Genomic DNA, 24,183 nt, shown 5'->3' on the forward strand with positions numbered 1-24,183 from the left:
AGTAGCTTGGCGCTACCTTGTTATTATCACGTGATGGTGGGACGTTAGCACGATGTGTCGTTTGGCTCTATAAGGGCTCTCCTTAACGCGAGCGCATGCGTTACACTGTGCGGCTCATGATGAAGGAGGACACTGCGTGACCTTGTTACGACTCGAACAGCTGCAACTCGCTTACGGCACCCAAGTACTGCTTAACCGCGCCGACCTAACGGTTGAAAAAGGCGAGCGGCTGGCGCTGGTCGGGCGCAACGGCACCGGTAAATCAACGCTATTAAAACTGGTCGCGGGCGATATTCATGCCGATGATGGTTCCATTTGGCGTGCACCGGGCTTGAAGATTGGCGTATTGTCCCAGGAGCTGCCTGAATCCTCAGGCATGACGATTTTTGACATGGTCGCTCAGGGGCTGCCGGAAGCGGGGGAATTGCTTTCTGAATACCAGCATTTGATCAATGATCCAGACCCCGACATGAACCGCATGGCCAAGCTGCAAACCCGCATTGAGGCTATCGACGGCTGGTCTTTCCATCAGAGCATTGACGTTGTACTCACCCGTTTAGGGTTACCCCCTGAAGCTGAAATGAGCGCGCTTTCCGGTGGCTGGCGCCGCCGTGTTGCGTTGGCGCGAGCATTGGTTTCTGAGCCGGATTTACTGCTTCTTGACGAGCCTACCAACCATCTCGATCTAGACACGATTGCTTGGTTGGAAGAGCAACTGCTGGCCTTCAACGGCGCGGTATTACTGATTACCCACGACCGTGCCTTTTTATCTAAGCTGGCCACCACGATCCTTGAGCTAGACCGAGGCAAGCTTGGCCGTTATCCCGGTAACTATGCAGAGTATCAAGAGCGTAAGCAGCACGAGCTTGAAGTAGAAGCGCGAGAAAATGCGCTTTTCGATAAAAAACTAGCCCAAGAAGAAGTCTGGATTCGTCAAGGCGTCAAAGCGCGGCGTACACGCAACGAAGGGCGTGTGCGTGAGCTTGAGCAGATGCGTTTGGAGCGTAGCCAGCGACGTGAACGTCAGGGGACTGCCAACCTCACTGTCGACAGCGGCGAGCGTACTGGTAAGCGGGTAGTCGAGCTGAAAGGCGTAACACAGCGCTTTGGTAATGATGTCATTCTGCGTGATGTGAATCTTGAAGTGATGCGCGGCGACCGTATTGGTTTTCTTGGTCGCAACGGTGCAGGTAAAACAACGCTGCTGAAAATCTTGCTCGGCGAGCTTGCTCCAACAGAAGGTAGTGTTCAGTTGGGGACCAATTTAAAGGTCGCTTATTTCGATCAATTGCGTGCAGGTTTAGAGCTGGAAAAAACCGTCTACGACAACGTCGCACAAGGCAGCGATCGGGTAACCGTTGGTGGAAAAGATCGCCACGTAATGAGCTACCTTCAGGATTTTCTATTCACACCTGACCGTGTTCGACAGCCGGTGAAAGCCCTTTCCGGCGGTGAGTCCAACCGTCTGTTGTTAGCCAAGCTGTTTACTCAACCAGCCAACGTATTGGTGTTGGATGAGCCTACCAACGACTTGGACATGGAAACCCTGGAGCTGCTTGAAGAGCTGCTGCTGGACTTTGATGGCACGCTGCTACTGGTCTCTCACGACCGAACATTTATGGATAACGTCGTGACCAGCATGCTGGCCTTTGAGGGCGAGGGTTATGTGCGTGAATACGTGGGTGGCTACACGGATTGGATTCGCCAAGGAGGTAAACTGCCGCCTGCTCCGTGGGAAGGCGCTGCCCGCCAGAACACTGAACCGACCAGCATTGCAGTTGAAAAAACGCCAGAGAAGCCGGTTGCTGAGCCCGTTAAGAAAACCGTTAAGCTCTCTTACAAAGTGCAGCGAGAGTTAGATGCGTTACCTGCGGAGATAGAGCGCCTTGAGAATGAAGTAGAGGCGTTAGAGCAAGAGATTGGCGACCCCGCTTTCTACCAGCAAGAAGCCAGTGCCGTTACAGCGAAATTGCAAGCGTTAGAAAACGTACAGCAAACACTTGAAACGGCAATGGAGCGTTGGATGGAGCTTGAGGCGATGGCTAGCGGTGACTGACATCAGTATCGAATGAGTAAAGGCACCCAATGGGTGCCTTTCTACATTGGTTACTCGTCGCTCTCTTCACCTTTTTTGCCGACCCGAACGGCCAAAACGTCGCACTGTGCGCCGTGAAGTACGCCGGTAGAAGTGGAGCCTAGCAGCAGGGCAAAGCCATGGCGCCCATGCGAACCAACAACGATCAGGTCGACGTTGTGCTCTTCTGCAAAACGATGAATTTCCGTGTCCGGCATGCCGACAACGACATGTTGATCAGCGGGCTCGACGTGAGGGGCGGCAATTTCAGTCAGCCGCTTCTTCGCGTGGTCATCCAGCTGGTCTTGAATGCTGGTGAGATCCATCGGGATGTCACCACCGTAAGCGAAGCCCAATGGCTCAAGGGTATGCATGATCGAAATCTTGGCGTCGTCATTGCGAGCAGCAATCGCGACTGCACGCTCTAAGATTTTATGGGAGTCTTTAGTTAAATCAACGGCTACTAAAATGTGGTGATAGCTCATGGCTTATCTCCTTCGTGATAATTAACAAAGAGAACGCTTTGTTAGATGACCTTTACTTTAGGCTTCAAGTGCCATCTTAACAACGATCTATGTCATGCTTTTTTAAGTTAACCCGATAGTATGACTAATTTTAACATCAATGCTTATGGCTAGTATTTGCGACGAGGAGAAGTGGCTAGATGGAGTGGCTTATTATTATTTTTATATCGCTGTTTGTTATTGCACCGGTAATGTGGCTTAAGCCCAGCCCGCGGCAGAAGCGCCATATGGCGCTGCGTTTGAATGCCGCCAAGAAGCACGGGGTAGTGATCAAGATGGAGAAGCCCCCGTTGCACAATTTTCGAGGCACGATGCCCGCTTATCGGTGGTGTTTTTCCCAACAGCAGCCAGGGCCTGATTTTGTGTTAGTGCGTGAATCGAACGCAAGTGAAGCGCTGGAGCTTTATCATGCTGGGTGGCGCTGGCGCATTGCACCATTACGGCCATTGCCAGAAATGGCAAGCGCTACTTTGAAAGCCCTGCTAGAGCGCCTTCCACAAGATGCTTTGGTGGTCGAGTCAAACGCGACGGCGTTAACGCTATGGTGGTGGGAGTCACAAACTGCGGAGCGTTTTGCTATCTATGGAGAAGATTTTCAGACGCTAAGAAAGGCGCTTAGCGGATTGTCAGACCGCCCTGCTGCAAAGCCGCTAAACGGGGCTGGTGAAACAGCAGGGCACTGATGGACGTCTTACGCCGAGGGACCGTCTTGGTCTCTTAACTGAATCGCCATACCATTGGACTCTATTAGCGCTAGCCACTTGTCTAACTGATCTAGGTCACTCTCACTTAGGCCCGCCAGCATCTCTTTGCGTGCCTCCTGGACGACGCTGTCGATTTGTTCAAGTAGCGGCATTGCCGCTGGCGTCAGATAGAGTCGTTTGCTTCGGCGATCATTATCGCAGGCCCGTCGCTCAACCAGCCCTTGTGCTTCGAGTTGTCCAAGGGTTCTAACTAATGAGGGCGCTTCTACGCCAATCACCCTTGCTAAATCACACTGTGGGTTGCCTTCGCCTAACTTCCATAAATGGTAAAGCGTCACCCAGCGTGTTTGTGTTAACCCCAAGGGTGCAAGCCTTCGATCAAGAATAGAGCGCCACAAGTGGGGCAGACGTGCAATGCGAAAACCAATTGTTGAAGCCATAGTAAACAGCTACCGAAAAATGTAAGTAGGCGAATTGTCATAAGCTGCGCCGCTGAATGCAAGGCGTTATGTTATTCGTCCGTTGATAGATCGTTTTCAGAATTGTTGTTTCCGGGTATAAAGCGCCGCAAATTTAGCGCACTCAAGCCGCTAGGTTGGATTTTGCTATCCGCTATCGTGGCTTTTTCCAAATCTTCCGAAACAGTAAACCGGATCAGCCCCAGCCGTTGTCCGCTAGCTGTCATAATGTCGATACGCCACTCTCCCGACGGCGCTTCTGGGAAATTTTGCTTATGGCTCCACGCACGATAGCCCTTTTCCCGTCCACCGTTGATAGCAAGTTCTACTTCATCTAACAATTCGCCGTTGTGGTGCCATGCATGATGAATTGTCTCGCTTAATCCACGCGGCGCCCGAATGGCGGTGTAAACGTAAAGGCCGGTAGAGCGAATTGCGTCTGGCGTAAGTGCCATGGTTCCCTGCGGCTCGCGGCTCTGAATATCCAGCGCTGGGGAAAGTGCACTGTTTGTCATCCATAAGCTGGCGGGAGGGACCCATATTTTGCCGAGCCAGGCCGCATAGGCCAACACGATAGTGAGCGCAAAGAACCCGCACCAGCGCGTTAACGAGCGTTTTTTAAGTAAGTGCCAAAAACTGGGCAACGCTACAAGTATGGTGATCACCAGCGCAAGGATCAAGCTTTGGCCAGTCGTCAGCTGCAGCATGATAGGCAGAATAACCAGTACCACTAAAAAGACACATTGGGCATGAAAGATAAAATAGAGGCTTCGCCAGCGCCCAGCGAGTTTGTAATAGAGCGGATCTATAATCGACAGTATTGCCATTGCGATCACTAACAGCGCAAATAGTGTCTGCCCGCTATTCCACACGGTTGTAACCAGGATAAACGGCAACGTAAAGAAAAGTGTTTCCTGGTGAATCATTTGGGCGATAAAGGTAGTGACACCACGGGGCAAGGTGGGATGGCCGCGTTTAGCAAGCCAGCGCCCGATGAGGCTCTCAGAAAGCAATAGCAGCCAGGCAAAAAGAAGTCCCAGCGCTAATACCGCCCCTAGCCACTGTTGGCGGTCCACCAGAAAAAAACTACCTAACCCGGCGCCAAACGCGATAGGTGGCCACAGCCAGCTCCAGGGCTTTAGGCGTTCGACAGTACGTTCAACCCGTGCTTGTAGTGCCGTTATACGGGCGGGAGTAAAGAAACTACCCATGGCGTTGTTGGCTCATAAATGAAAACAGCATGATCGTTGGATTCGTCGGTAAAGTCGATGCGTTCCCTATCCTGTCTATAAAAAGCGCAAAAAATGTGGGCCTGCTGTAAGTTGATTTGTGTAAGTGCACTTGAGAGATAAGCGCATTAGCCAAAAGTCAGGGCTTGACGTTCCTCATTATCTCAACCAAGCTTACGCAATCAAACGACCGTATGAAATGCGTGGCAGGTCCGATTAATGGTGCCAGCCCGAACTTGTGGAGAGAGCGCGGATGATCTATCAAGGCAATGCCATCACGGTGGAGCGTCGTGACACCCAAGGTGGCAATGACATCGCTAAGCTCACTTTCGATCTGAAAGATGAGTCCGTTAATAAGCTGTCCAGTGCTGTTGTGGCAGAGTTGGGCGAGGCAGTAAAAGCGCTTCAAGCTGAAAGCGGCCTACAGGGGTTGATGATTAGCAGCGGCAAAGATGCGTTTATTGTCGGCGCTGACATCACCGAATTTCACAGCCTTTTTGACAAAGGCGAAGAGTATCTCGTCGAGATGAACCTTAAGGTTCACGACATCTTCAATGCGATTGAAGACCTGCCTTTTCCAACCGTGACGGCCATTAATGGCTTGGCACTGGGTGGCGGCTGCGAAGTACTGTTGACGACCGATTTCCGAGTAATGAGTGAGAAAGCCAAAATTGGCTTGCCTGAAACCAAGCTAGGCATTCTGCCCGGTTGGGGTGGATGTGTACGTTTACCCCGCTTGATTGGTGCGGATAACGCCATTGAGTGGATTGCTGGCGGCACTGAAAATCGTGCTAACGCAGCACTTAAAGTCGGCGCAGTCGATGCTGTCGTTACTCACGAGCTGCTTGAAGAAGCCGCGCTGGACATTCTAGACCGTGCCAATGCCGGTGAGTTGGATTACCAAGCGCGTCGCGAAGAGAAGAAATCACCGCTTAATCTCAACGCCATTGAGCAAATGATGGCGTTTGAAACCGCCAAAGGGTTTGTCGCTGGCAAGGCCGGCCCTCACTACCCCGCGCCGGTAGCATCGATTAAGGTGATTCAGAAAGGCGCTGGCGAGACGCGTGCCCGTGCCCAGGCGATTGAAGCGAAAGCATTTGCCAAGCTAGCACTCAGCAGTGTTGCCTTTAACTTGGTTGGCTTGTTCCTTAACGACCAGGTCGTGAAGAAAAAAGGTAGCAAATACGAGAAGCAGTCGCAGCCCGTTAAGCAGACCGCTGTGCTGGGCGCTGGCATTATGGGTGGTGGTATCGCCTATCAGAGCGCCAGCAAAGGCACGCCCATCATAATGAAAGATATTAACGATGAGGCGATTGAGCTGGGTCTGAAAGAGGCGCGTAAGCTATTTGCTAAGCAGGTAGAGCGTAAAAAGCTGACGACTGAGCAGATGGCTGAAAAACTGACCAACATTCGTCCCACGCTTTCTTACGGTGATTTCGGTAATGTTGATCTAGTGGTTGAAGCTGTCGTTGAAAATCCCAAGGTCAAAGACGCCGTGCTGACCGAAGTGGAAGGCATGGTGAGCGAAAACACCATCCTTACCTCCAACACCTCGACGATTTCTATCAATCGCCTAGCCAAAAACCTTAAGCGTCCAGAAAACTTTTGCGGTATGCACTTTTTTAACCCTGTGCATCGTATGCCGCTGGTGGAAGTTATTCGTGGCGAGAAGACATCAGATGCGGCGGTGGCCGCCACAGTTGCCTACGCTCGTGCAATGGGCAAAACCCCGATTGTTGTGAATGACTGCCCCGGCTTTTTGGTCAACCGCGTATTGTTCCCATATTTCGGTGGCTTTAGCTTCCTGGTAGAGCAGGGCGCTGATTTCCAACGCGTTGACAAAGTGATGGAAAAATTTGGCTGGCCCATGGGTCCTGCTTACCTGTTGGACGTAGTGGGTCTAGATACTGCAGTACACGCTAACGAAGTGATGGCGGAAGGCTTCCCGGATCGCATGGCGCGTGACGGCAAAACAGCTATTCAGGTGATGTACGACAATAAGCGCCTGGGCCAGAAGAACGATAAAGGCTTCTATGCCTATGAAGAAGATAAGAAAGGCAAACCTAAGAAAGTTACTGACGAACAAGCCTACGCACTGGTGAAAGACGTCGTGAAAGAGCAGAAAGAGTTTTCTGATGAAGACATTATCGCTCGCATGATGGTACCGCTTTGTCTGGAAACTGTTCGTTGCCTTGAAGATGGCATCGTGGAAACTCCCGCTGAAGCCGATATGGCATTAATCTACGGCATCGGTTTCCCTCCCTTCCGCGGTGGCGCACTGCGCTACATTGACGCGATGGGTGTTGCCGAATTCGTGAAGCTAGCCGAAAACCTTGCGGAAGAGTTAGGCCCGCTTTACGCGCCCACTGAGAAGCTGCGTCAGATGGCTCAAAATAACGAGCAATTTTATTCTGGCTCTCAGGCCTAACCACCACGCAAAGGAGATATAAGATGAGTTTGAACCCAAGAGATATCGTGGTGGTTGACGGTGTACGTACCGCCATGGCGAAAGCTAAAAATGGTGCATTCCGCAATGTGCGCGCTGAGAACCTGTCAGCAGCCGTCATGCAGGCGCTGTTTGATCGTAACGCGAATTTAGACCCGTCCGAAGTTGATGATGTTATCTGGGGCTGTGTTAACCAGACGCTTGAGCAGTCCATGAACATTGCGCGTAATGCGGCAATCATGACCGGTATTCCGCGCTCGGTGCCTGCGCAAACTGTTAACCGTCTGTGTGGTTCCTCGATGACGGCACTACATATTGCGGCGGCCAACATTAAAGCAGGCATGGGCGACTTTTACGTGATTGGTGGGGTGGAGCACATGGAGCACGTGCCCATGGCTCACGGTGTTGATGTTAACCCCGCTGCTAGCAAGTACGCCGCAAAAGCCGCCATGATGATGGGGTTGACTGCTGAGCTGCTGGGCAAAATGCACGGTATTTCTCGTGAAGACCAGGATAAGTTTGGCGTGCGTTCCCACCAGCGTGCCCAGGCTGCGATGGAAAAAGGCTACTTCGATAACGAAATCATTGGTGTTGAAGGCCACGATCAGCGCGGTTTTAAAATTCTGTTCAAGAACGATGAAGTGATTCGTCCTGAGGCCAGTATCGAGTCAATGGCCAGCCTCAAGCCGGTATTTGATCCTCGTAACGGTACCGTTACTGCGGGCACGTCATCTGCATTGTCGGTAGGGGCTTCGGCGATGGCTGTTATGAGCTACGAGCGCGCTCAGGCGCTGGGGCTTGAGCCGATTGCAAAAGTGCTTTCAACAGGTGTTGCAGGCTGTGATGCCTCTATCATGGGTTACGGCCCAGTGCCTGCGTCTAAAAAAGCGCTGAAAGCCGCTGGCTTGTCGGCAGCCGATATTCAAACGGTTGAGCTTAACGAAGCGTTCGCTGCACAAGGTCTGCCCGTTTTGAAAGATCTGGGCTTCCTAGATGCCATGGATGAAAAAGTAAACCTCAATGGTGGTGCTATTGCGCTAGGCCACCCGCTAGGCTGTTCGGGCTCGCGGATCTGTACGACGCTGCTTAACGTTATGCAGCAGCGCGATACTACTCTCGGCCTTGCCACTATGTGTATCGGCATGGGGCAAGGGGTTGCGACCGTGTTTGAACGACTCAAATAAACACAGCGTTTACCCACAAAACGGCACCCATGCGGTGCCGTTTTTGCGTTCAGAGCGGCATTAAAATAAACCGTTATCCAGTCCCGCTGCCATGTAAAGGCCTAGCTCTTCTACTTGGTCGGCAAAAGTGTCCTGCCATTGACCACGTAACGTTAGTGGTTCCTGAACCCAGCGCCAACGTAGTCCTGTCACAATACTTTCTACTGCCCGCCGGGTGCCGGTGCCGTCGTGTCCAGCGCGAATATAGAGCGCGCATGGAAGCCCTTGTTTCTCTTCCAATATGCTGTAGTAACTGCGATCAAAAAAATCCTTAAGTGCACCGCTCATGTAGCCCAGGTTTTCTGTTGTGCCCAGCAAGATGCCATCGCAGGCGCGAATATCATCAGGGCCAGCCTCGAAAGGCGTTTTTACTATGCAGGCAACCTGCTCAACAACTTTTTGGCTCGCGCCCCGCTGGGCGGCATCACGCAGAGTGCGTGTATTAACTGATGGAGCATGGGCAACGATTAATAGCTGTTTCATTGTAGTGCCCCTGTTAGCTGGAAATTTGCGTAGTAAGCGTAAAGTGTCACACTGCTAAGTACGACTACGATGAGAGCCTATATGCCTGATAATGCCTCTATCAATGTTTTCTACGATGCTGTTTGCCCTATTTGTCGGAAGGATCGACGTCTTTTTGAGCGTTGGGCTGGCAAGCATGGTAACGGGATTAACTGGTGTGATGTGACTGAGCATCAGCGACAATTGCGTGAAAAAGGGGTAACACCAGAAGCTGCTTTACGCTCGCTGCATATCGAAAAAGCTGATGGCACGCTTATCGAAGGTATTGATGCCTACCGTTTGCTGATGATGCGTATTCCTCTACTTGTGCCAATCGCATGGCTGATTGGCCTGCCAGGGATCAAAAAAGCGTTACGCTGGTATTATGATCGCTGGGTGAGAAAGCGCCTAAAGCGGGAAGGGCGTTGGTCTGAATAAGTATGGATATTGATATAGGGAATTTATCATGAAGCAGCGTCTTCAGTGGTTAGCGCCAGCATGCGCAATGTTTACTATGTTAGTGGGGTGCGCTGGTCAGCCAACCTCCTCTCAAGCACCTGATGCCGCCGTTGCTCAGAAGGTTTCACCTGGCGTGGCTCAGGTATCTTCAGGAGCGGCGCAGCCAGGTTACGTAACTAACCGCCAAGTAACCGACTGGGTGCCGCCGCTGTTAACGAGCCCTGAAGAGAAGGCGGCCTACTATGTTAGCCGATTGGCAGACAGGCGGTTTGTCTCGCAGTACGGCGGACAAGACAATCCCCGTACTTGGTATATTGCGGCAGAGCGGTTAGGAGAAATCGGCTTGCCCGCTGTGCCTTTGCTGTTTACGCGCCTCAATACAACCGATGACTATGAGTTGATGTTAGCCCTGTATGCGCTTCAGCTTGCCACCCAAGATCCGCTATTGATGGCAAAAACTCGAGGTGACTATATACAGTTGCCCACCGTGTTAGATGCGACGGCAAATGCTGAAAATGTGCGCATCGCGCGTCAGTGGTGGCAGCAGCATTCAGCACAGTTAGGTGAGTAGTAATGCGCTGTGTTGATAGCGCAAATTGGCGTATCCAACTGGAGTATTGTGCTCAAGCCGTGTAGGCTCCATCGCTTTCTAAGTTCTGTGAATGACTAAGTCCTGTGTATTAGCCTGATGCGTTGGAGCCTATCATGAGTGATCTACCCAATTGTCCTGCCTGTGCCTCTGAGTTTACCTACGATGATGGTATCCAGTATGTCTGCCCGGAATGCGGCAATGAATGGTCAAAAGTAGCAGAAGAGGGCGCTGAAGAAGCTAGCTCTGGTATTCGTGATGCTAACGGCAATATGCTGGCAGATGGTGACAGCGTCACTGTCATAAAAGACCTCAAGGTCAAAGGCAGTTCACTAGTGGTTAAGGTAGGCACTAAAGTTAAAAATATCCGTTTAGTCGATGGTGATCACGATATTGATTGTAAGGTCGACGGTATTGGGCCCATGAAGCTTAAGTCAGAGTTCGTCAAAAAAGCCTAGTACTCAAAGACATAGTACTTAAAGATATAGTACCCAAAGACATAGTACCCAAAGACATAGTACCCAAAGACATAGTACTCAAAGGCATAGTATTCAAAGGCATAGCGCCTTCGCCACAAGGTGCTGCTCTTTAAAAAAAACCTGCGAAATCCTCGCAGGTTTTTTTCGTTTAGCGCGTCGATAGTTTTTTCAAATGATAATGATTGTTGTTTTTGATGCTATCAGAGCCGAACGTGCTGTTATTTTGCACAAATTGATAACGATTTTGCTCTAGGGCTTCACATCAAATTTATACAGGACTAAAATGGTACCCATTAACGGGCAAGCCAACTGTAACGGCGAATGGGAGTCAACATGCTCAAGCTTTCTCGGCTGACAGACTATGCCGCTGTCGTGATGGCACAAATTGCTCGCCATCCACAGGTGTCGCATGCGGCGGCTGATTTAGCAGATGCAGTGCAGTTACCACATCCCACTGTTAGTAAGACGCTAAAGATGCTGGTGAAAGCCGGCCTTCTGGAGTCACAACGCGGTGTCCAGGGTGGTTATCGTCTGGCGCGACCAGCATCACACATTACTGCTGCCGATATTATTGCCGCTATTGAAGGGCCCGTGGCAATGACCGAGTGTAGCCAAGCTGAGGGTGAGTGCGACCTGGCTGCTACCTGCGGTGTCGCTGATAACTGGCAGCGAGTCTCACTGGCGATTCGCACGTTACTGGAAAGCGTTACGCTGGCGCACCTGGCCGATACGACGCCAATCAAGCTACCCGTTCAGCTACCGATTCAAAGCATTAGCCTGGCATCTGCTTAGGCAATGCAACATAGACTAACCCTATTGACGGCGAGCTAGGCTCGCCACCCAACTGCCCGGAGGGTATCACCATGGCAAGCGAAGAAATGGAACAGTTGGTTCGTCGCGAATACAAAGATGGTTTTATAACCGATATTGAAAGCGACACCCTGCCACCTGGCCTTGATGAAAACACCATTGCCTTTATCTCTAATAAGAAAGGCGAGCCGGAATGGATGCTGGAGTGGCGCCTAGATGCATACCGTCAGTGGTTGAAAATGAAAGAGCCGTCCTGGGCGCATCTTGATTATCCACCCATTGATTATCAATCGATCTCTTATTTCAGTGCGCCAAAGCGCCCTGAAGATCGCCCTCAGAGCCTGGATGAAGTCGATCCTAAGCTTCTCGAAACATATGAGAAGCTTGGTATTCCTTTGCATGAGCGTGCGGCGCTTGCCGGTGTGGCCGTCGACGCCGTATTCGATTCTGTTTCCGTGGCAACCACGTTCAAAAAACAGCTAGGCGAAGCGGGCGTTATTTTCTGCTCGATTTCTGAAGCAATTCGCGATTACCCAGACCTCATCAAACAGTATCTCGGTACGGTCGTTCCGGTGGCTGATAACTATTTTGCCGCACTAAACTCGGCTGTATTTACCGATGGGTCGTTTGTGTTTGTTCCTGAAGGCGTGACTTGCCCTATGGAACTGTCGACCTACTTCCGGATTAACGCGGCCAACACCGGCCAGTTCGAGCGCACTCTGATTATCTGCGAGAGCCGGGCTCAGGTGTCTTACTTGGAAGGCTGTACGGCGCCAATGCGTGATGAAAACCAGCTTCACGCGGCAGTTGTAGAACTCGTTGCGCTGGATGATGCCTACATCAAGTATTCCACCGTTCAGAACTGGTATCCCGGTGATGAGAACGGCAAGGGCGGGATTTACAACTTCGTTACCAAACGTGGCGATTGCCGCGGTGAGCGTTCGCGCATCAGTTGGACACAGGTAGAAACCGGTTCGGCGATCACCTGGAAATATCCTTCTTGTGTTTTGCGTGGCAAAGACAGTATCGGCGAGTTCTACTCCGTGGCGGTGACGAACGGCCGTCAGCAAGCGGATACTGGCACCAAAATGATTCACATTGGCGAAGGCACCCGTTCCTATATTGTTGCCAAAGGCATTTCGGCAGGTAAGAGCGATCAATCTTACCGTGGCCTGGTCAAAATTGGCCCTCGTGCCAAAGGGGCACGTAATTTCACTCAGTGTGATTCGTTGTTAATTGGCGACAAGTGCGGTGCCCATACCTTTCCTTACCAAGAAATTGGCAACAGTACCGCCACGATTGAGCACGAAGCCACCACGTCTAAGATCGGCGAAGATCAGCTGTTCTACTGCCAAAGCCGTGGGATTTCTGAAGAAGATGCGGTCAGCATGATTGTGAACGGCTTCTGTAAAGACGTTTTCCAAGAGCTGCCGATGGAATTCGCGGTAGAGGCAGAAGCGCTGCTAAATGTGACGCTTGAAGGCGCAGTGGGTTAACCACTTCGGCCCCGACTTATTTTACGGGAGACGCGCAAGCGTCCCGCAAGAATTTAAAAGGTTATGACTATGTTGCAAGTTAAAGATTTACACGTCACCGTCGACGGCAAAGAAATTTTGAAAGGTTTAACGCTCACCATCAATGCAGGTGAAGTGCATGCCATTATGGGCCCGAACGGCGCGGGTAAATCCACATTGTCGGCAGTTATTGCCGGTAAAGATGGCTACGAAGTGACCCATGGTAGCGTTACCTTTGAGGGGCAGGACGTGCTGGAAATGGAAATTGAAGAGCGCGCTCAAGCGGGCTTGCTACTAGGTTTCCAATACCCAGTGGAAATTCCAGGGGTAAAAAATATTTATCTGCTCAAATCTGCGCTTAATGCACAGCGTGTCGCACGTGGTGAAGCAGAAATGCCCGCTCCTGAGTTTATGAAGCTCGTCAAAGAGAAGCTGGGCTTTATGAAGATGGATGCCAGTTTCCTGCAGCGTGCCGTCAATGAAGGTTTCTCTGGCGGTGAGAAAAAGCGCAACGAAATTCTTCAGATGCTGGTGCTTCAGCCAAAGCTTGCCATGCTTGATGAAATTGACTCTGGTCTCGATATCGACGCGATGAAAGTCGTTGCCGATGGCGTTAACAGCCTGCGGGCTGAAGAGCGAGCCATTCTGCTGGTCACTCACTATCAGCGCCTGCTTGACTATATCGTACCGGATAAAGTGCACGTCTTAGTCGACGGTCGTATTGTGAAGAGCGGCGACGCTGAGCTTGCTAAAGAGCTGGAAGCCAACGGCTATGAAGGCATTGAGGAGTCTGCGGCATGAGCGATACGCAAACGTTTTTGGACACGCTGAAAGCGCGTAGCCAACAGCGCGGAGTTGAGCCAACCTGGATCGCGGCTCGCCGCCAAGCGGGAGCTGCCCGCTTTGAAGCCATGGGGTTTCCTACTCGCCGCGATGAAGAGTGGAAATACACTGACGTACGCACGATTGCCCAGGGCAACTTTGCGCTGGCTGAGACTGCAGACTTTTCCCAGGCACAAGCAGCCGCGCTTACGCTGCCGTTGGATGCGTACCGACTGACCTTTGTGGATGGTGTTTTCTCAGCCGCATTGTCGGACTTAGAAGCACTGCCGAGTAGCGTTCAGGTAATGCCGCTTTCCAAAGCGCTAAGCGATAACCATGAAGCCGTGGGTGGGCCGCTGGGTCGCTTAACGGGAGTAGATTTCTCCCCGTTCGCAGCGCTGAACACCGCGTTTATGGAAGAGGGTGCTGTGGTGCGCATTGCACCGGGTACCGTGGTGGAAAAACCCATCCTACTGCAGTTTCTGTCCCGTGCGGGCGCGCCAGTAATGAGCCATCCGCGCATTTTGGTCGAGGCAGCAGGGCGCAGTGAAGCAACGTTAATTGAGCACTATATCGGTGAAGCCGATGCGGCTAACTTCACCAACGTGGTTGCAGAGCTGATGCTTGATCGCGGTGCGATTTTGAATCACTACAAATTGCAAGAAGCGCCCTTGGGTGATCTGCATGTCGCCAGTATTCATGTTGAACAGGGCCGAGACAGCCGCTACAGCTCCTACAATCTGAATTTGGGCGGTGCGCTGGTACGCAACGACCTTATTAGTGATTTAAACGGCCAAGGCGCAGAAACTAACTTCTATGGCCTGTTCTTTGGTCAAGGTCGCCAGCACGTGGATAACCACACCAAGGTTAATCACAATGCGCCGCTAACGTTCTCGAACGAGAACTACAAAGGCATTTTGGATGACCGTGCCCATGGCGTCTTTAACGGTAAAGTGTACGTTAAGCGCGATAGCCAGAAGATCGAAGGTTTCCAAAGTAACCAAAACTTATTGCTTTCCGATCGCGCGCATATCGATGCCAAGCCTGAGCTTGAGATTTATGCTGATGACGTGAAGTGTTCTCATGGCACCACCACGGGGCAGTTGGATGAAGACGCGATCTACGCGTTGCGTACCCGCGGTATCGACAAAGCGACAGCGCGAGGCTTGTTAACGCTTGCATTTGCTGGCGAGGTGCTTGAACAGGTTGCGCTAGATGTGATTGCTGAGCGGGTAGAGCTAGCGGTAGCGGGCAAGCTGCCGGAACGCTTCAATCTCGCTGGCTTGGTAGAAGCAGCGGCTGCGCTCAACGACTAACGCACTCAACGACTAGCCAAGGAGTCATCGATGCCCCATAGCGTGATTGAGAAACCCTCCGTGCTCGCCCCTGCAGCGTTTGATGTTGAAGCGTTGCGCAACGACTTCCCGATACTAAAACGGGAAGTGCACGGAAAGCCGTTGGTATATCTAGATAATGCCGCGACCAGCCAAACGCCCCAGCAGGTTATTGACGTATTCAGCGACTATTACTCGCGTTATAACGCCAATATCCACCGGGGGCTGCACACCTTGGCAGATGAGGCGACAACAGCGTTTGAAGCCACACGGCATCGCGTTAAGGCGTTTCTCAATGCGGAAGATGCGCGCCAGATTATCTTTACGCGGGGCACGACTGAAGCAATTAATCTAGTGGTTCAAAGTTGGGGGCGCTCCCAGCTTGCTGCGGGCGATGAAGTGCTAATTTCAATGTTGGAGCATCACTCCAATATTGTCCCTTGGCAGCTATTGGCGGCTGAGATCGGCTTTACCATTAAGGTCATTCCCGTTGAGGCTAATGGGGCGCTAGACATGGCTGCGTACCGCGCGCTGCTCAATGAGCGCACTAAACTAGTGGCAGTTAATCATGTCTCTAATGCGTTGGGCACCATTAACCCAGTGAAAGAGATGGCAACGCTTGCCCACCAGCACGGTGCGCTTATTCTGGTCGATGGTGCTCAGGCAACACCGCACCAGCAGGTTGATGTTCAGGATATTGATGCTGATTTCTATGCGTTCTCTGGGCATAAAATTTATGGCCCTACTGGCGTTGGCGTGCTGTACGGTAAGCAGACCTTATTAGAAGCGATGCCGCCTTGGCAGGGTGGTGGCGAGATGATTAAAACGGTCTCTTTTGACGTCGGCACCACCTTTGCGGAACTTCCGCATAAATTCGAAGCTGGCACTCCCGCTATTGCGGAAGTGATCGCTTTGGGGCGCGCTATTGAGTGGTTGGAAGGCGTTGGCGTGGAGGCGATTGGTGCTTGGGAAGCCGTACTGCTGGAACATGCCACTGCAGAGGTGAGCCAAATAGAGGGCCTGCGCATTCTTGGCACAGCGCCACATAAAGCTGGCGTGCTTTCGTTTGTGGTCGAAGGCGCCCATTCCCAGGACATTGGGCTGCTGATTGATCAGCTAGGCGTCGCTATTCGTACCGGGCATCACTGTGCGCAACCATTGCTACATCATTTTGGCGTAGATGCCACGTGTCGTGCATCATTTGCAGCGTATAATACGCTTCAAGAGATAGATACGTTTGTTGCAGCGCTAAAGCGTGTGATTGGAATGGTACGTTAAAGGCCGTCATTTAAGGACCGTTATGGATATTGAGCAAGTGGCCAGCCTTGAACGTGGTCAAAAACTGCCGCTTCAGCGTGATGTTGACGCCATTGCTATTCCGTTTGGCAAAACGGAGACACTGGCCGAAGACAGCGTTGTCAGCGTGATGCAAGCGAAGGGCAGCTCGGTAAGTGTTGGCTTTGAAGGACGGCTTTATCTTATTGAAGGGCGTAATTTGGATGCGTTAGGGCTCGAGCCATTGCCGCGTCCAACACTGCCTGAAAGTGCCAGCGATGTAGAAATTGAACAGTTTGTCTGGGAGCAGTTGCGTACCTGCTTCGATCCCGAAATACCGGTTAATATTGTTGATCTAGGGTTGGTCTATGGTTGCCGTCTTGAGCGCTTGATCAGCGGCGAGCGGATGGTCACTATTCGTATGACGCTGACCGCACCAGGCTGTGGAATGGGCGATGTCATTGCGGCGGATGCGCGGAATAAAATCCTAGGCGCACCTCAGATTAACAAGGTACATACTGAAATTGTCTTCAGCCCGCCCTGGAGCCGTGACATGATGAGCGACGAAGCCAAGCTTGAGCTCGGCATGTTTTAACCCCTGATGGGGAGCTGGATGCACAGCCTGCTATTACGTTACATAAAACGTTTTTTGATGTCGCTAGGAGCACTTATGCTGCTGGCGACATTGCTGTTTATAGTTGGTAATTTTTGGGTGGTTGCCAGTACGGCACGCTATATTGATGACAGCTTTGCGGAGTGTCGCCCAGCCGATGTGGCGATCGTGTTTGGTACCTCTAATTGGACACGCAGCGGCTTTCGCAACCCTCACTTTCAAGCCCGTATGCGAACCTCTGCGCGTCTGATTGCCGATCAGCGGGTCAGCCATTTATTAATCTCTGGGGATAATCGTACTCAAGCCTATAACGAGCCGCGCGCCATGTGGCGTGATCTTTATCGTCGCGGTGTGCCAGCAGACCAGCTCACCATGGATTTTGCTGGGTTCAGTACCTATGACACGCTTGCGCGCGCTAGAGATGTCTTTCAGTTAGATAAGGCGTTGCTGGTTACTCAGAGCTGGCATCTTCCCCGTGCAGTTTTTATTGGTCGCGCATTAGGAATGGATGTAACTGGCTGTGTGGCGGAAGAGAAATCTGCTGCTGGGGAGTGGCGGTTGAAAATGCGCGAATGGGTGGCGCGGGTCGCTACTTTAGGTGATCTATATATTTGGGGAAGAGAGCCTCACTTTCTAGGCTCTCCAGAACCTATCGAATTAAACGCTAGTAGCAACGTCGGCGAAGTGTCTCGCCTCCCTATTGGCCTTGATATTTACCACTACACTGTGAGATCGGCGCAGACGTCACATGAGCAAGCGGCGGTGATCAATAGGGGTGATCAATAGGTTAGCGATGCGTTTTGCGCTTTTGTAAGTTATACAATTCGCGTATTAACTTACGGCAACCTTGCATACACTCTTCCACTACCGGCTCAATGGGATCGGGCAGGGGGTGAGTGAATAGCGTTGAAAGGGCTTGCATCAGTACGCGCTCTTGTTCCAACAGCTCATTGATTAATACCTGGCTATCGTTGCCCACAAAGCTTTTTAAACGGCTCCATAGCCATAAAAAGTCGTCACGCTCAACGTCAGCATCTCGAGGCAGCATTTTTAAGTGCGCACGGGCCAGTTCCTGAAGTTTACGCATCTGATTTAACCGCTCAGTATAGTGCGGTTTCAGTGCATCACGCAGCGTGGGTCTCAGGCGTTCAATATTATCCTGGAAATAATCAATGCTATCGGCCAGCGCTTCCAGCACGCTGTCCATCGCCACTTGGCGATTGTCGAGAAACATGAGCGTCTACCTCCTTCGGTGACGCAGATTGTGGGGGTGGCAGCGCTAATTTGCCACCCCTAATGCGGATTATTTTTGCATTAAGCCTTAGCCTTTAGGCTTGGGTGGCGCTTTACGCACTGGCATGGCATTTTTTTCGATGTGTTCGATGATCATGCTGGCGATATCTTTACCTGTTGCATTCTCAATACCTTGTAATCCAGGTGATGAGTTGACCTCCATAATCACCGGCCCGTGGTTAGAGCGCAGTAAGTCGACACCTGCAACGCGCAGTCCCATGGCTTTTGCCGCTCGAATGGCCGTTGAGCGTTCTTCGGGGGTAATGCGGATGACGCTGGCGGTGCCCCCACGATGCAGGTTTGAACGGAACTCGCCTTCGGCTGCCTGGCGCTTCATCGAAGCGACCACTTTATCGCCAATCACCAGACAGCGAATATCGGCACCGCGCGCCTCTTTAATGTACTCCTGCACCATGATGTTGGTTTTCATGCCCATAAACGCTTGAATAACCGACTCAGCTGCCTGGTTCGTTTCAGCAAGTACAACGCCGATACCTTGTGTACCTTCCAGCAGCTTGATGACCAGTGGAGCACCCTTGACCATGGTAATAAGGTCAGGAATGTCATCAGGAGAGTGGGCGAAACCCGTGATGGGCAAGCCCAGCCCCTTCCTTGAGAGAAGCTGTAGCGAGCGCAACTTATCCCGTGAACGAGTAATGGCAACAGAGTCGTTTATAACGTAGGTGCCCATCATTTCAAATTGACGCAGTACGGCGCAGCCATAAAAGGTAACCGATGCCCCTATACGAGGAATGACGGCATCAAAGGGCTCGATTTCGGCGCCTTTATAATGAATCGACGGATGGTGGGAGGCGATGCTCATATAGCAGCGCAGCGTGTCTACCACGCGAGCGGTGTGCCCACGCTGCTCGGCGGCCTCAATAAGGCGGCGAGTAGAATATAGATTGCGATTGCGCGAAAGCAGGGCAATATGCATGCAGGGCTCCGGGGCCAAAAAGTATGGCTAATAAGTTAGTTTAAGGCTCGCCGTGCAAAAATGCAGCCCCAGGGGCTATAAGCAAGCGTCGCATAGCGCGGCGCCCAAGCAGCATGGGATGGCGCATATTGCTACGGTCAGTCAGGGTTAGTTCAACCGGAAAATTTAGTTCACCCAATTGCATCGGGGTGCGAATAACATAACGCCACTCGCTGTGCCCATTAGAACTGGTAACGCGCCGCCTGTCGTGCAGGTGGAGCTGGTAGCGGTGGGCAGGCGTTTGCGGGCCGCCACTATGGGTAATAAAACTTACCCACAGCTGCCCATCCTCATCTTCATGAGTGTCAATTTCTTCGGCATGCAAAGCAGAGGTGCGCGCGCCAGTATCGGCTTTGCAGCAAAGGTGAAGCCCTAATTCAGGTAACGTCACCATTTCACGGCGGCCGATGACTGCTTTGGCCTGATAGGGTAATTCCTTCACGGCATACTCCTGGCAAATGAAGGTTTGTCATCAAGAAATGAGTCGATCTAGCGTCTCATAAATAAATAGCTAGCTTCTAGCTTGGTTAATCAACGCACTTAGCCTTAGCTGAATCGCGGAATCAGGCGGCGCGTCGCGTAGTGTCAGCATAACCAATAGGCGAAGTCTGGGAATCAGTGCAAGGTCACGTACGACTGCATTAAAGTTAGTGCGTTTGTCTTCTGCTAAACGCTGTAAAAGCAGTGGTAAACGTTCAGCGTCTTCTAACAATAACCACCCGCGGCCAGCAATGGCTGCGATAATATCTGGGCCGCAAGCAACAGGGTCATTTAACAGGCTTGAGTACCATTGGCCGACATCTGCTGATGGAGTGCAGCCCACGGCGCGCACGCAGGCGCACAGGGTTTCTACGTCACCATCAATGGCTGCTTGCTCTCCACGCGCCCGTAATGCACTTACCAGCGGCTCTGCAAGAGACCTATGCTCCAGGCAATAGCACAGCGAGTGAGCGACACTAGTGGGCAACTGGGGAAGGCGCAGCGCTAGCGCTTCTGATGTGGGTAAGTCGAGGCGTACCACATAATCAGCGATGCCTTGTAATCCCAGTGCTTGCCAGTCAATAGTCTGCTGGCCACTAAGATAGGCCTCGACAGGCTCTAAGTGTTGGCTAGCGGCAAGCTCTAATGCATAAGTGGCCTGAGCATTAAGCATTGCTTGAAAAGTAATATCAGGCGAAAAAGCGAGCGGATTATCCTTCATTAGATGATCCACGTCAGCAGTTTCTGCCTGGCCTAGCGGTTTATTTTCTAGCTGCGTAGCATTTCGCCCAAGGGTTTCGAGCAAGCGATTAATAAAACCGTCTCGTTGGGCGGGGGAGAGCTTGCCTTGTTCGTCTAGCGGCAGCGCCAAAAACCAGATGGCTGGTTCAGGCATGTCACCCATGCGAAATACTACGCCAAGGCGTGCCTGCTGTTGCCAGGGTTCCGGCCAGGCTATCTCGCCATTTTCGAATGCACGCAGCGTTTCTCGTGGGCAGTCCGTTACTCGTCGTCCCATATGGTAGAGGGAAACGTCCGCGCCGCTACGTGTAAAAAACTCATCAAGTGTCTGGATTGGTTGCATGACATCCTTCCGCATTTCAAGCCTGCACTCTACCTTGCTGATGTGTCACTGTCAGCCGCAAACGCTGATTAATCCGTGCTTTATTATCAAAATGGTTAAAAATTGCACAACATGGTGTAACCCGCATGAGAGTAGCAGTAGCGACATCTTTCCATAGTTTATCCACAGCCTCTTGCAGGTTTTCTGTGAATCTGTGAATAAGACACAAACTCTGTCAGACGGTTGGCAACTTACCCACAGTGCTGGGATAATAAAGCTTTACTGATTCAAATGGAAAAGGTGCTTATGAGCGTCCATCAACAGCTTCAAACCGCGCTTCTTGAGCTTGAAGCCACTATGAAGGCCGCTAACTTATGGCGTATGCCAACGCCTGATATTTCAGCATTTAATAGCCAGCAACCCTTCTGTATCGACACGATGTCGCTGCCTCAGTGGATTCGATTTGTCTTTATCGCTCGATTAAATGCACTGATTGATGCCCAGGCCGCCATGCCTGCCAAGTGCGATGTAGCGCCAGCAGTGGCTGCTTACCTAATGCAGGAAAAAGTTCGTGCCAGTGACCAGCTACTGGTTGTTCGAGCCGTTGAAAAGATAGATCGGCTAGTTACCGAAAGCTAGGTCGCGCTAATACGAGGAGCTGAAGCCTAGTGTGATGAGGGTGTCAGCAAAGACAATGCCCAGCACCGCAAGCAGCGGGACTGGGCATTTTTCATGCGATTATACGGCTAGCACAGCCGTAGCGGTGTTAGAACCGATAGCTTAAGCCTGCCATAACCACTAAGGGATCAATCTCTACCGTGCCTGCAGCGGCACCGTTAATGGTCGCGTCAGTATCGATGTCGATATACCACGCTGCTGCGTTAAGTGCCCAGTTCTCATCGATAAGTAAATCGATACCCACTTGAGCTGCGGCCCCCCAGGAGTCGTCCAGCTCCAGTTCGCCAATGGCTAGCTCTTCATCAGAGAAAAAGGTGTAGTTAATACCTGCGCCGACATAAGGCTGTACGCGCGCATCAGTGCCACCTAGTGGGTAGTACTGGAGCGTTAGAGTTGGGGGAAGGTGTTTGGTAGAGGCAAGGTTATCACCGTTCAGGGCAATATCGTGCTCAAACGGCAGAGCTGCCAGTAACTCGATGCCCATTTTGTCGTGGAAGCGGTAGCCCAGGGTAAATGCGAAATCGGTTTTGTCCTGAACATCAACCGTGAACGCGCCTCCGGCTAATGAACCGTTGTCGCTTTTTGGCTCCACTTTGGCAACACCCACGCGAGTAAAGAAATCGCCAGCGCCGTAAGCTAAAACTTGGCCGCTTGCCATCAATGTGGCTGCTGCAAGTCCAGTGGTGAGCAGTGTTGAAAGAGAGTTATGGCGCATAGCATCGCTCCTGACCATTAATGTGAGTCTTTGCAGTGAGTGGTTAACGTGAACCGTTGTTCGACATGATCGCGAACCATGCAAAGAGTGTATCGGGTCGAGGAGGGCAGGTTATTGACCTGGGGCAAAGAGTAGAGCTCCGCCGCTAAATAATGGGCTTATAAAAGAGGTCATCAGAAGTGAAAGAGGCCTTCCCGTGGCATGGGAAGGCCTCAATGATCAACTAATTGTTTAATTAAGCTGAGTGTGTAATTGACGCGCGTCTAGCGATCAATATGCTGATATTCACCCGCATCGGCAGTTATGCTACTAACCACCAAGATGGCAATAAAGGCAGCGATGAAGCCAGGGATGATCTCGTACACGCCGGGGCCACCCATAAATTCTCCGTTCCAGCCTAATGCAATCCAAATCATGACGGTAGCAGCGCCCACTACCATGCCTGCAATGGCGCCAGCTCCGTTCGTGCGAGACCACATTAGCGACAGAATGATCAGCGGGCCAAATGCTGCGCCAAAGCCAGCCCAGGCGTTACTTACTAGCCCAAGAACTTGGGAGTCTGGATTTGACGCAATCACAGCGGCCACCAGGCCAACCAGTACGACACAGATTCGACCCACCTTTACGCACTCTTTATCGGTTGCTTCCTTTCTTAGGAACAGGCGATAGAAATCTTCGGTCAATGAAGACGACGATACTAACAATTGGCTGGAAATGGTGCTCATAATCGCAGCAAGCAGTGCCGCATAGAGGAAGCCGGTGACCAGCGGGTGGAATAGCAGGTTCGCCAGAATGATGAAGATCGTTTCTGGATCTTCGATATCCATGCCGTTGCGGATTGCATAAGCCCGGCCAAATAGACCTAGAGAGACTGCGCCAATCAGGGAAATAAGCATCCAGCTCATGCCGATATTACGGGCAGTAGGCACATCTTTCAGTGTCCGAATGGCCATAAAGCGCACAATGATGTGTGGTTGACCGAAATACCCCAGTCCCCAGGTAACCGCAGAGAGCCAGCCAATAAAGGTCAGCCCTGACGTCCAGGATAGCAGGGTGGGGTCGACTTCATTTAGCGTCTGTGATGCTTGGGAGAACCCGCCACCGCCTTCGCCAAATAGCACCACTGCAGGCATGATTACTAGCGCCAGCATCATGATACAGCCTTGCACGAAGTCGGTCATACTCACGGCCAGAAAGCCGCCAACAACGGTATAGACAAGTACCACGCCAAGTGTAATTAGGATGCCTACAGCGTAGTCGCTCATGCCGCCGATGTTAAAAATGCCGGCAAACGCGCTTTCAAACAGTTTGCCCCCAGCGACTAGGCCTGATGCCGTGTAAACCGCGAAAAAGATGACGATAACGATAGCAGACACCGTGCGCAGTGAAAGCGCACGTGTCGGAAATCGGTTTGCCAAAAAGGCTGGAATGGTAATCGCATTACCGTAGTGAACCGTCTGTTCACGCAGTCGGGGGGCGACCAGGGTCCAATTGAAGAACGCACCCACCAGAAGGCCAATGCCGATCCAGGCGGATCCCAAACCGGAAACAAACATTGCGCCGGGCAACCCAAGCAGCAGCCAGCCGCTCATGTCCGAAGCGCCAGCCGACAGAGCTGCTACTTGTGGACTGAGGCCACGTCCCCCCAGCATGTAATCTTCTGATGAAGATGTCGCTTTGCGCATGGCATAAATGCCGATGGCGATCATGAGCGCAAAGTAGGCAAAAAGACTAATCCAAACACCGATAGCCATGAAAGTTCTCCAATTTGTCAGGACGGAGCTAGCTCCGACAGGTTAGCGCGCTTGCCGTGCAGAACCGCTAGTAGCACGCATGTTTAACTCCGCTTCTTATTCGTGTAGCAAGGCGCTACCGCTTGGTCCTCGATATTCCTTGCTAGGGAGGCGCCTGTACTGGCCGCCTT

25 protein-coding genes are annotated in these 24,183 nt (G+C 51.8%); 15 read left to right on the forward strand and 10 right to left on the reverse strand.

Features of this window, described 5'->3' with window-relative positions:
• Positions 1-136: 136 nt before the first annotated feature.
• Positions 137-2,056: an ATP-binding cassette domain-containing protein gene (locus tag J4377_RS06350; RefSeq protein WP_038483040.1), complete on the forward strand. Its 1,920-nt coding sequence runs from the start codon at positions 137-139 to the stop codon at positions 2,054-2,056.
• 50 nt (positions 2,057-2,106) lie between these two features.
• On the opposite strand, the gene J4377_RS06355 is transcribed toward J4377_RS06350, so the two are convergent.
• Positions 2,107-2,559, reverse strand: coding sequence for a universal stress protein (locus J4377_RS06355; RefSeq protein WP_038483043.1), 453 nt, complete (start codon positions 2,557-2,559; stop codon positions 2,107-2,109).
• Between the two features lie 179 nt (positions 2,560-2,738).
• Here J4377_RS06355 and J4377_RS06360 point away from each other — a divergent pair, with 179 nt between their 5' ends.
• Positions 2,739-3,281: a hypothetical protein gene (locus tag J4377_RS06360; RefSeq protein ID WP_038483046.1), complete on the forward strand. Its 543-nt coding sequence runs from the start codon at positions 2,739-2,741 to the stop codon at positions 3,279-3,281.
• 8 nt (positions 3,282-3,289) lie between these two features.
• Here the strand turns inward: J4377_RS06360 and slyA are convergent, their stop codons facing one another.
• Positions 3,290-3,742 carry a transcriptional regulator SlyA gene (gene slyA, locus J4377_RS06365; RefSeq protein ID WP_038483050.1) on the reverse strand — a complete coding sequence of 151 codons (453 nt, stop codon included), beginning with the start codon at positions 3,740-3,742 and terminating at the stop codon, positions 3,290-3,292.
• A gap of 71 nt (positions 3,743-3,813) precedes the next feature.
• Positions 3,814-4,971: a DUF5924 family protein gene (locus J4377_RS06370; RefSeq protein ID WP_038483053.1), complete on the reverse strand. Its 1,158-nt coding sequence runs from the start codon at positions 4,969-4,971 to the stop codon at positions 3,814-3,816.
• Positions 4,972-5,242: 271 nt separating this feature from the next.
• Between J4377_RS06370 and fadB the strand changes: the two genes are divergently transcribed.
• Entirely contained in the window at positions 5,243-7,417 is a 2,175-nt protein-coding gene (gene fadB, locus J4377_RS06375; RefSeq protein ID WP_253487436.1) for a fatty acid oxidation complex subunit alpha FadB, read from the forward strand.
• Positions 7,418-7,440: 23 nt separating this feature from the next.
• Positions 7,441-8,619: an acetyl-CoA C-acyltransferase FadA gene (gene fadA / locus J4377_RS06380; protein ID WP_038483059.1), complete on the forward strand. Its 1,179-nt coding sequence runs from the start codon at positions 7,441-7,443 to the stop codon at positions 8,617-8,619.
• 60 nt (positions 8,620-8,679) lie between these two features.
• Here the strand turns inward: fadA and J4377_RS06385 are convergent, their stop codons facing one another.
• Complete coding sequence (locus tag J4377_RS06385; protein ID WP_038483062.1) at positions 8,680-9,141, reverse strand: flavodoxin family protein; 462 nt, start codon at positions 9,139-9,141, stop codon at positions 8,680-8,682.
• A gap of 81 nt (positions 9,142-9,222) precedes the next feature.
• Here J4377_RS06385 and J4377_RS06390 point away from each other — a divergent pair, with 81 nt between their 5' ends.
• The 10 genes from J4377_RS06390 (at position 9,223) to J4377_RS06435 (ending at position 17,840) form a co-directional block, all read left to right on the forward strand.
• Positions 9,223-9,597 carry a thiol-disulfide oxidoreductase DCC family protein gene (locus J4377_RS06390; protein WP_038483065.1) on the forward strand — a complete coding sequence of 125 codons (375 nt, stop codon included), beginning with the start codon at positions 9,223-9,225 and terminating at the stop codon, positions 9,595-9,597.
• A 28-nt stretch (positions 9,598-9,625) separates the two neighbouring features.
• Entirely contained in the window at positions 9,626-10,189 is a 564-nt protein-coding gene (locus J4377_RS06395; RefSeq protein WP_038483069.1) for a hypothetical protein, read from the forward strand.
• Between the two features lie 134 nt (positions 10,190-10,323).
• Positions 10,324-10,665: a zinc ribbon domain-containing protein YjdM gene (locus tag J4377_RS06400; RefSeq protein ID WP_038483071.1), complete on the forward strand. Its 342-nt coding sequence runs from the start codon at positions 10,324-10,326 to the stop codon at positions 10,663-10,665.
• Between the two features lie 354 nt (positions 10,666-11,019).
• Entirely contained in the window at positions 11,020-11,478 is a 459-nt protein-coding gene (locus tag J4377_RS06405) for an SUF system Fe-S cluster assembly regulator (RefSeq protein ID WP_038483075.1), read from the forward strand.
• Between the two features lie 71 nt (positions 11,479-11,549).
• Entirely contained in the window at positions 11,550-12,992 is a 1,443-nt protein-coding gene (sufB, locus tag J4377_RS06410; protein WP_038483079.1) for a Fe-S cluster assembly protein SufB, read from the forward strand.
• Between the two features lie 69 nt (positions 12,993-13,061).
• Positions 13,062-13,811, forward strand: a complete 750-nt coding sequence (gene sufC / locus J4377_RS06415) for a Fe-S cluster assembly ATPase SufC (RefSeq protein ID WP_198350108.1) — start codon at positions 13,062-13,064, stop codon at positions 13,809-13,811.
• The gene (gene sufD / locus J4377_RS06420; RefSeq protein ID WP_198350109.1) at positions 13,808-15,148 is read left to right on the forward strand and encodes a Fe-S cluster assembly protein SufD; all 1,341 of its coding nucleotides are present in this window, start codon (positions 13,808-13,810) and stop codon (positions 15,146-15,148) included. The genes sufC and sufD overlap by 4 nt, the downstream gene beginning before the upstream one ends.
• Positions 15,149-15,178: 30 nt before the next feature.
• Positions 15,179-16,444, forward strand: coding sequence for an aminotransferase class V-fold PLP-dependent enzyme (locus J4377_RS06425; protein ID WP_253487438.1), 1,266 nt, complete (start codon positions 15,179-15,181; stop codon positions 16,442-16,444).
• Between the two features lie 22 nt (positions 16,445-16,466).
• Entirely contained in the window at positions 16,467-17,036 is a 570-nt protein-coding gene (gene sufT / locus J4377_RS06430) for a putative Fe-S cluster assembly protein SufT (RefSeq protein WP_253487446.1), read from the forward strand.
• 18 nt (positions 17,037-17,054) lie between these two features.
• Positions 17,055-17,840, forward strand: coding sequence for a vancomycin high temperature exclusion protein (locus J4377_RS06435; protein WP_253487448.1), 786 nt, complete (start codon positions 17,055-17,057; stop codon positions 17,838-17,840).
• Between the two features lies 1 nt (position 17,841).
• Here the strand turns inward: J4377_RS06435 and J4377_RS06440 are convergent, their stop codons facing one another.
• From J4377_RS06440 to J4377_RS06455, 4 genes are all read right to left on the reverse strand, one after another.
• On the reverse strand, positions 17,842-18,288 hold the full coding sequence (locus J4377_RS06440) for a hypothetical protein (protein WP_038483095.1): 447 nt from the start codon (positions 18,286-18,288) through the stop codon (positions 17,842-17,844).
• Positions 18,289-18,375: 87 nt separating this feature from the next.
• On the reverse strand, positions 18,376-19,284 hold the full coding sequence (gene rimK, locus J4377_RS06445) for a 30S ribosomal protein S6--L-glutamate ligase (RefSeq protein ID WP_038483098.1): 909 nt from the start codon (positions 19,282-19,284) through the stop codon (positions 18,376-18,378).
• A 40-nt stretch (positions 19,285-19,324) separates the two neighbouring features.
• Entirely contained in the window at positions 19,325-19,765 is a 441-nt protein-coding gene (locus J4377_RS06450) for a RimK/LysX family protein (RefSeq protein ID WP_009724956.1), read from the reverse strand.
• A gap of 69 nt (positions 19,766-19,834) precedes the next feature.
• Positions 19,835-20,887 (reverse strand): DUF3549 family protein, encoded by a 1,053-nt coding sequence (locus J4377_RS06455; RefSeq protein ID WP_253487450.1) that lies wholly within the window; start codon positions 20,885-20,887, stop codon positions 19,835-19,837.
• A gap of 285 nt (positions 20,888-21,172) precedes the next feature.
• Between J4377_RS06455 and J4377_RS06460 the strand changes: the two genes are divergently transcribed.
• Complete coding sequence (locus J4377_RS06460) at positions 21,173-21,505, forward strand: YqcC family protein (protein ID WP_120387184.1); 333 nt, start codon at positions 21,173-21,175, stop codon at positions 21,503-21,505.
• A gap of 127 nt (positions 21,506-21,632) precedes the next feature.
• On the opposite strand, the gene J4377_RS06465 is transcribed toward J4377_RS06460, so the two are convergent.
• Both J4377_RS06465 and putP read right to left on the reverse strand, forming a co-directional pair.
• Complete coding sequence (locus J4377_RS06465) at positions 21,633-22,259, reverse strand: OmpW family protein (RefSeq protein WP_038483108.1); 627 nt, start codon at positions 22,257-22,259, stop codon at positions 21,633-21,635.
• A gap of 263 nt (positions 22,260-22,522) precedes the next feature.
• Positions 22,523-24,013, reverse strand: a complete 1,491-nt coding sequence (gene putP, locus J4377_RS06470; protein ID WP_038483111.1) for a sodium/proline symporter PutP — start codon at positions 24,011-24,013, stop codon at positions 22,523-22,525.
• Positions 24,014-24,183: the final 170 nt, after the last annotated feature.

The organism is Halomonas sp. XH26 (assembly GCF_024138895.1).
Taxonomy (GTDB): Bacteria; Pseudomonadota; Gammaproteobacteria; order Pseudomonadales; family Halomonadaceae; genus Vreelandella; species Vreelandella alkaliphila.

What these genes read in the sequence shown, in the direction of transcription:
- slyA (WP_038483050.1), bottom strand. Translation starts at nt 3,742, where the DNA reads ATGGCTTCAACAATTGGTTTTCGCATTGCACGTCTGCCCCACTTGTGG.
- J4377_RS06425 (WP_253487438.1), top strand. Translation starts at nt 15,179, where the DNA reads ATGCCCCATAGCGTGATTGAGAAACCCTCCGTGCTCGCCCCTGCAGCG.
- J4377_RS06400 (WP_038483071.1), top strand. Translation starts at nt 10,324, where the DNA reads ATGAGTGATCTACCCAATTGTCCTGCCTGTGCCTCTGAGTTTACCTAC.
- J4377_RS06370 (WP_038483053.1), bottom strand. Translation starts at nt 4,971, where the DNA reads ATGGGTAGTTTCTTTACTCCCGCCCGTATAACGGCACTACAAGCACGG.
- J4377_RS06440 (WP_038483095.1), bottom strand. Translation starts at nt 18,288, where the DNA reads ATGTTTCTCGACAATCGCCAAGTGGCGATGGACAGCGTGCTGGAAGCG.
- putP (WP_038483111.1), bottom strand. Translation starts at nt 24,013, where the DNA reads ATGGCTATCGGTGTTTGGATTAGTCTTTTTGCCTACTTTGCGCTCATG.
- J4377_RS06455 (WP_253487450.1), bottom strand. Translation starts at nt 20,887, where the DNA reads ATGCAACCAATCCAGACACTTGATGAGTTTTTTACACGTAGCGGCGCG.
- sufD (WP_198350109.1), top strand. Translation starts at nt 13,808, where the DNA reads ATGAGCGATACGCAAACGTTTTTGGACACGCTGAAAGCGCGTAGCCAA.
- sufT (WP_253487446.1), top strand. Translation starts at nt 16,467, where the DNA reads ATGGATATTGAGCAAGTGGCCAGCCTTGAACGTGGTCAAAAACTGCCG.
- rimK (WP_038483098.1), bottom strand. Translation starts at nt 19,284, where the DNA reads ATGCATATTGCCCTGCTTTCGCGCAATCGCAATCTATATTCTACTCGC.
- J4377_RS06465 (WP_038483108.1), bottom strand. Translation starts at nt 22,259, where the DNA reads ATGCGCCATAACTCTCTTTCAACACTGCTCACCACTGGACTTGCAGCA.
- J4377_RS06360 (WP_038483046.1), top strand. Translation starts at nt 2,739, where the DNA reads ATGGAGTGGCTTATTATTATTTTTATATCGCTGTTTGTTATTGCACCG.
- J4377_RS06395 (WP_038483069.1), top strand. Translation starts at nt 9,626, where the DNA reads ATGAAGCAGCGTCTTCAGTGGTTAGCGCCAGCATGCGCAATGTTTACT.
- J4377_RS06405 (WP_038483075.1), top strand. Translation starts at nt 11,020, where the DNA reads ATGCTCAAGCTTTCTCGGCTGACAGACTATGCCGCTGTCGTGATGGCA.
- J4377_RS06460 (WP_120387184.1), top strand. Translation starts at nt 21,173, where the DNA reads ATGAGCGTCCATCAACAGCTTCAAACCGCGCTTCTTGAGCTTGAAGCC.
- fadA (WP_038483059.1), top strand. Translation starts at nt 7,441, where the DNA reads ATGAGTTTGAACCCAAGAGATATCGTGGTGGTTGACGGTGTACGTACC.
- sufC (WP_198350108.1), top strand. Translation starts at nt 13,062, where the DNA reads ATGTTGCAAGTTAAAGATTTACACGTCACCGTCGACGGCAAAGAAATT.
- J4377_RS06435 (WP_253487448.1), top strand. Translation starts at nt 17,055, where the DNA reads ATGCACAGCCTGCTATTACGTTACATAAAACGTTTTTTGATGTCGCTA.
- sufB (WP_038483079.1), top strand. Translation starts at nt 11,550, where the DNA reads ATGGCAAGCGAAGAAATGGAACAGTTGGTTCGTCGCGAATACAAAGAT.
- fadB (WP_253487436.1), top strand. Translation starts at nt 5,243, where the DNA reads ATGATCTATCAAGGCAATGCCATCACGGTGGAGCGTCGTGACACCCAA.
- J4377_RS06385 (WP_038483062.1), bottom strand. Translation starts at nt 9,141, where the DNA reads ATGAAACAGCTATTAATCGTTGCCCATGCTCCATCAGTTAATACACGC.
- J4377_RS06390 (WP_038483065.1), top strand. Translation starts at nt 9,223, where the DNA reads ATGCCTGATAATGCCTCTATCAATGTTTTCTACGATGCTGTTTGCCCT.
- J4377_RS06355 (WP_038483043.1), bottom strand. Translation starts at nt 2,559, where the DNA reads ATGAGCTATCACCACATTTTAGTAGCCGTTGATTTAACTAAAGACTCC.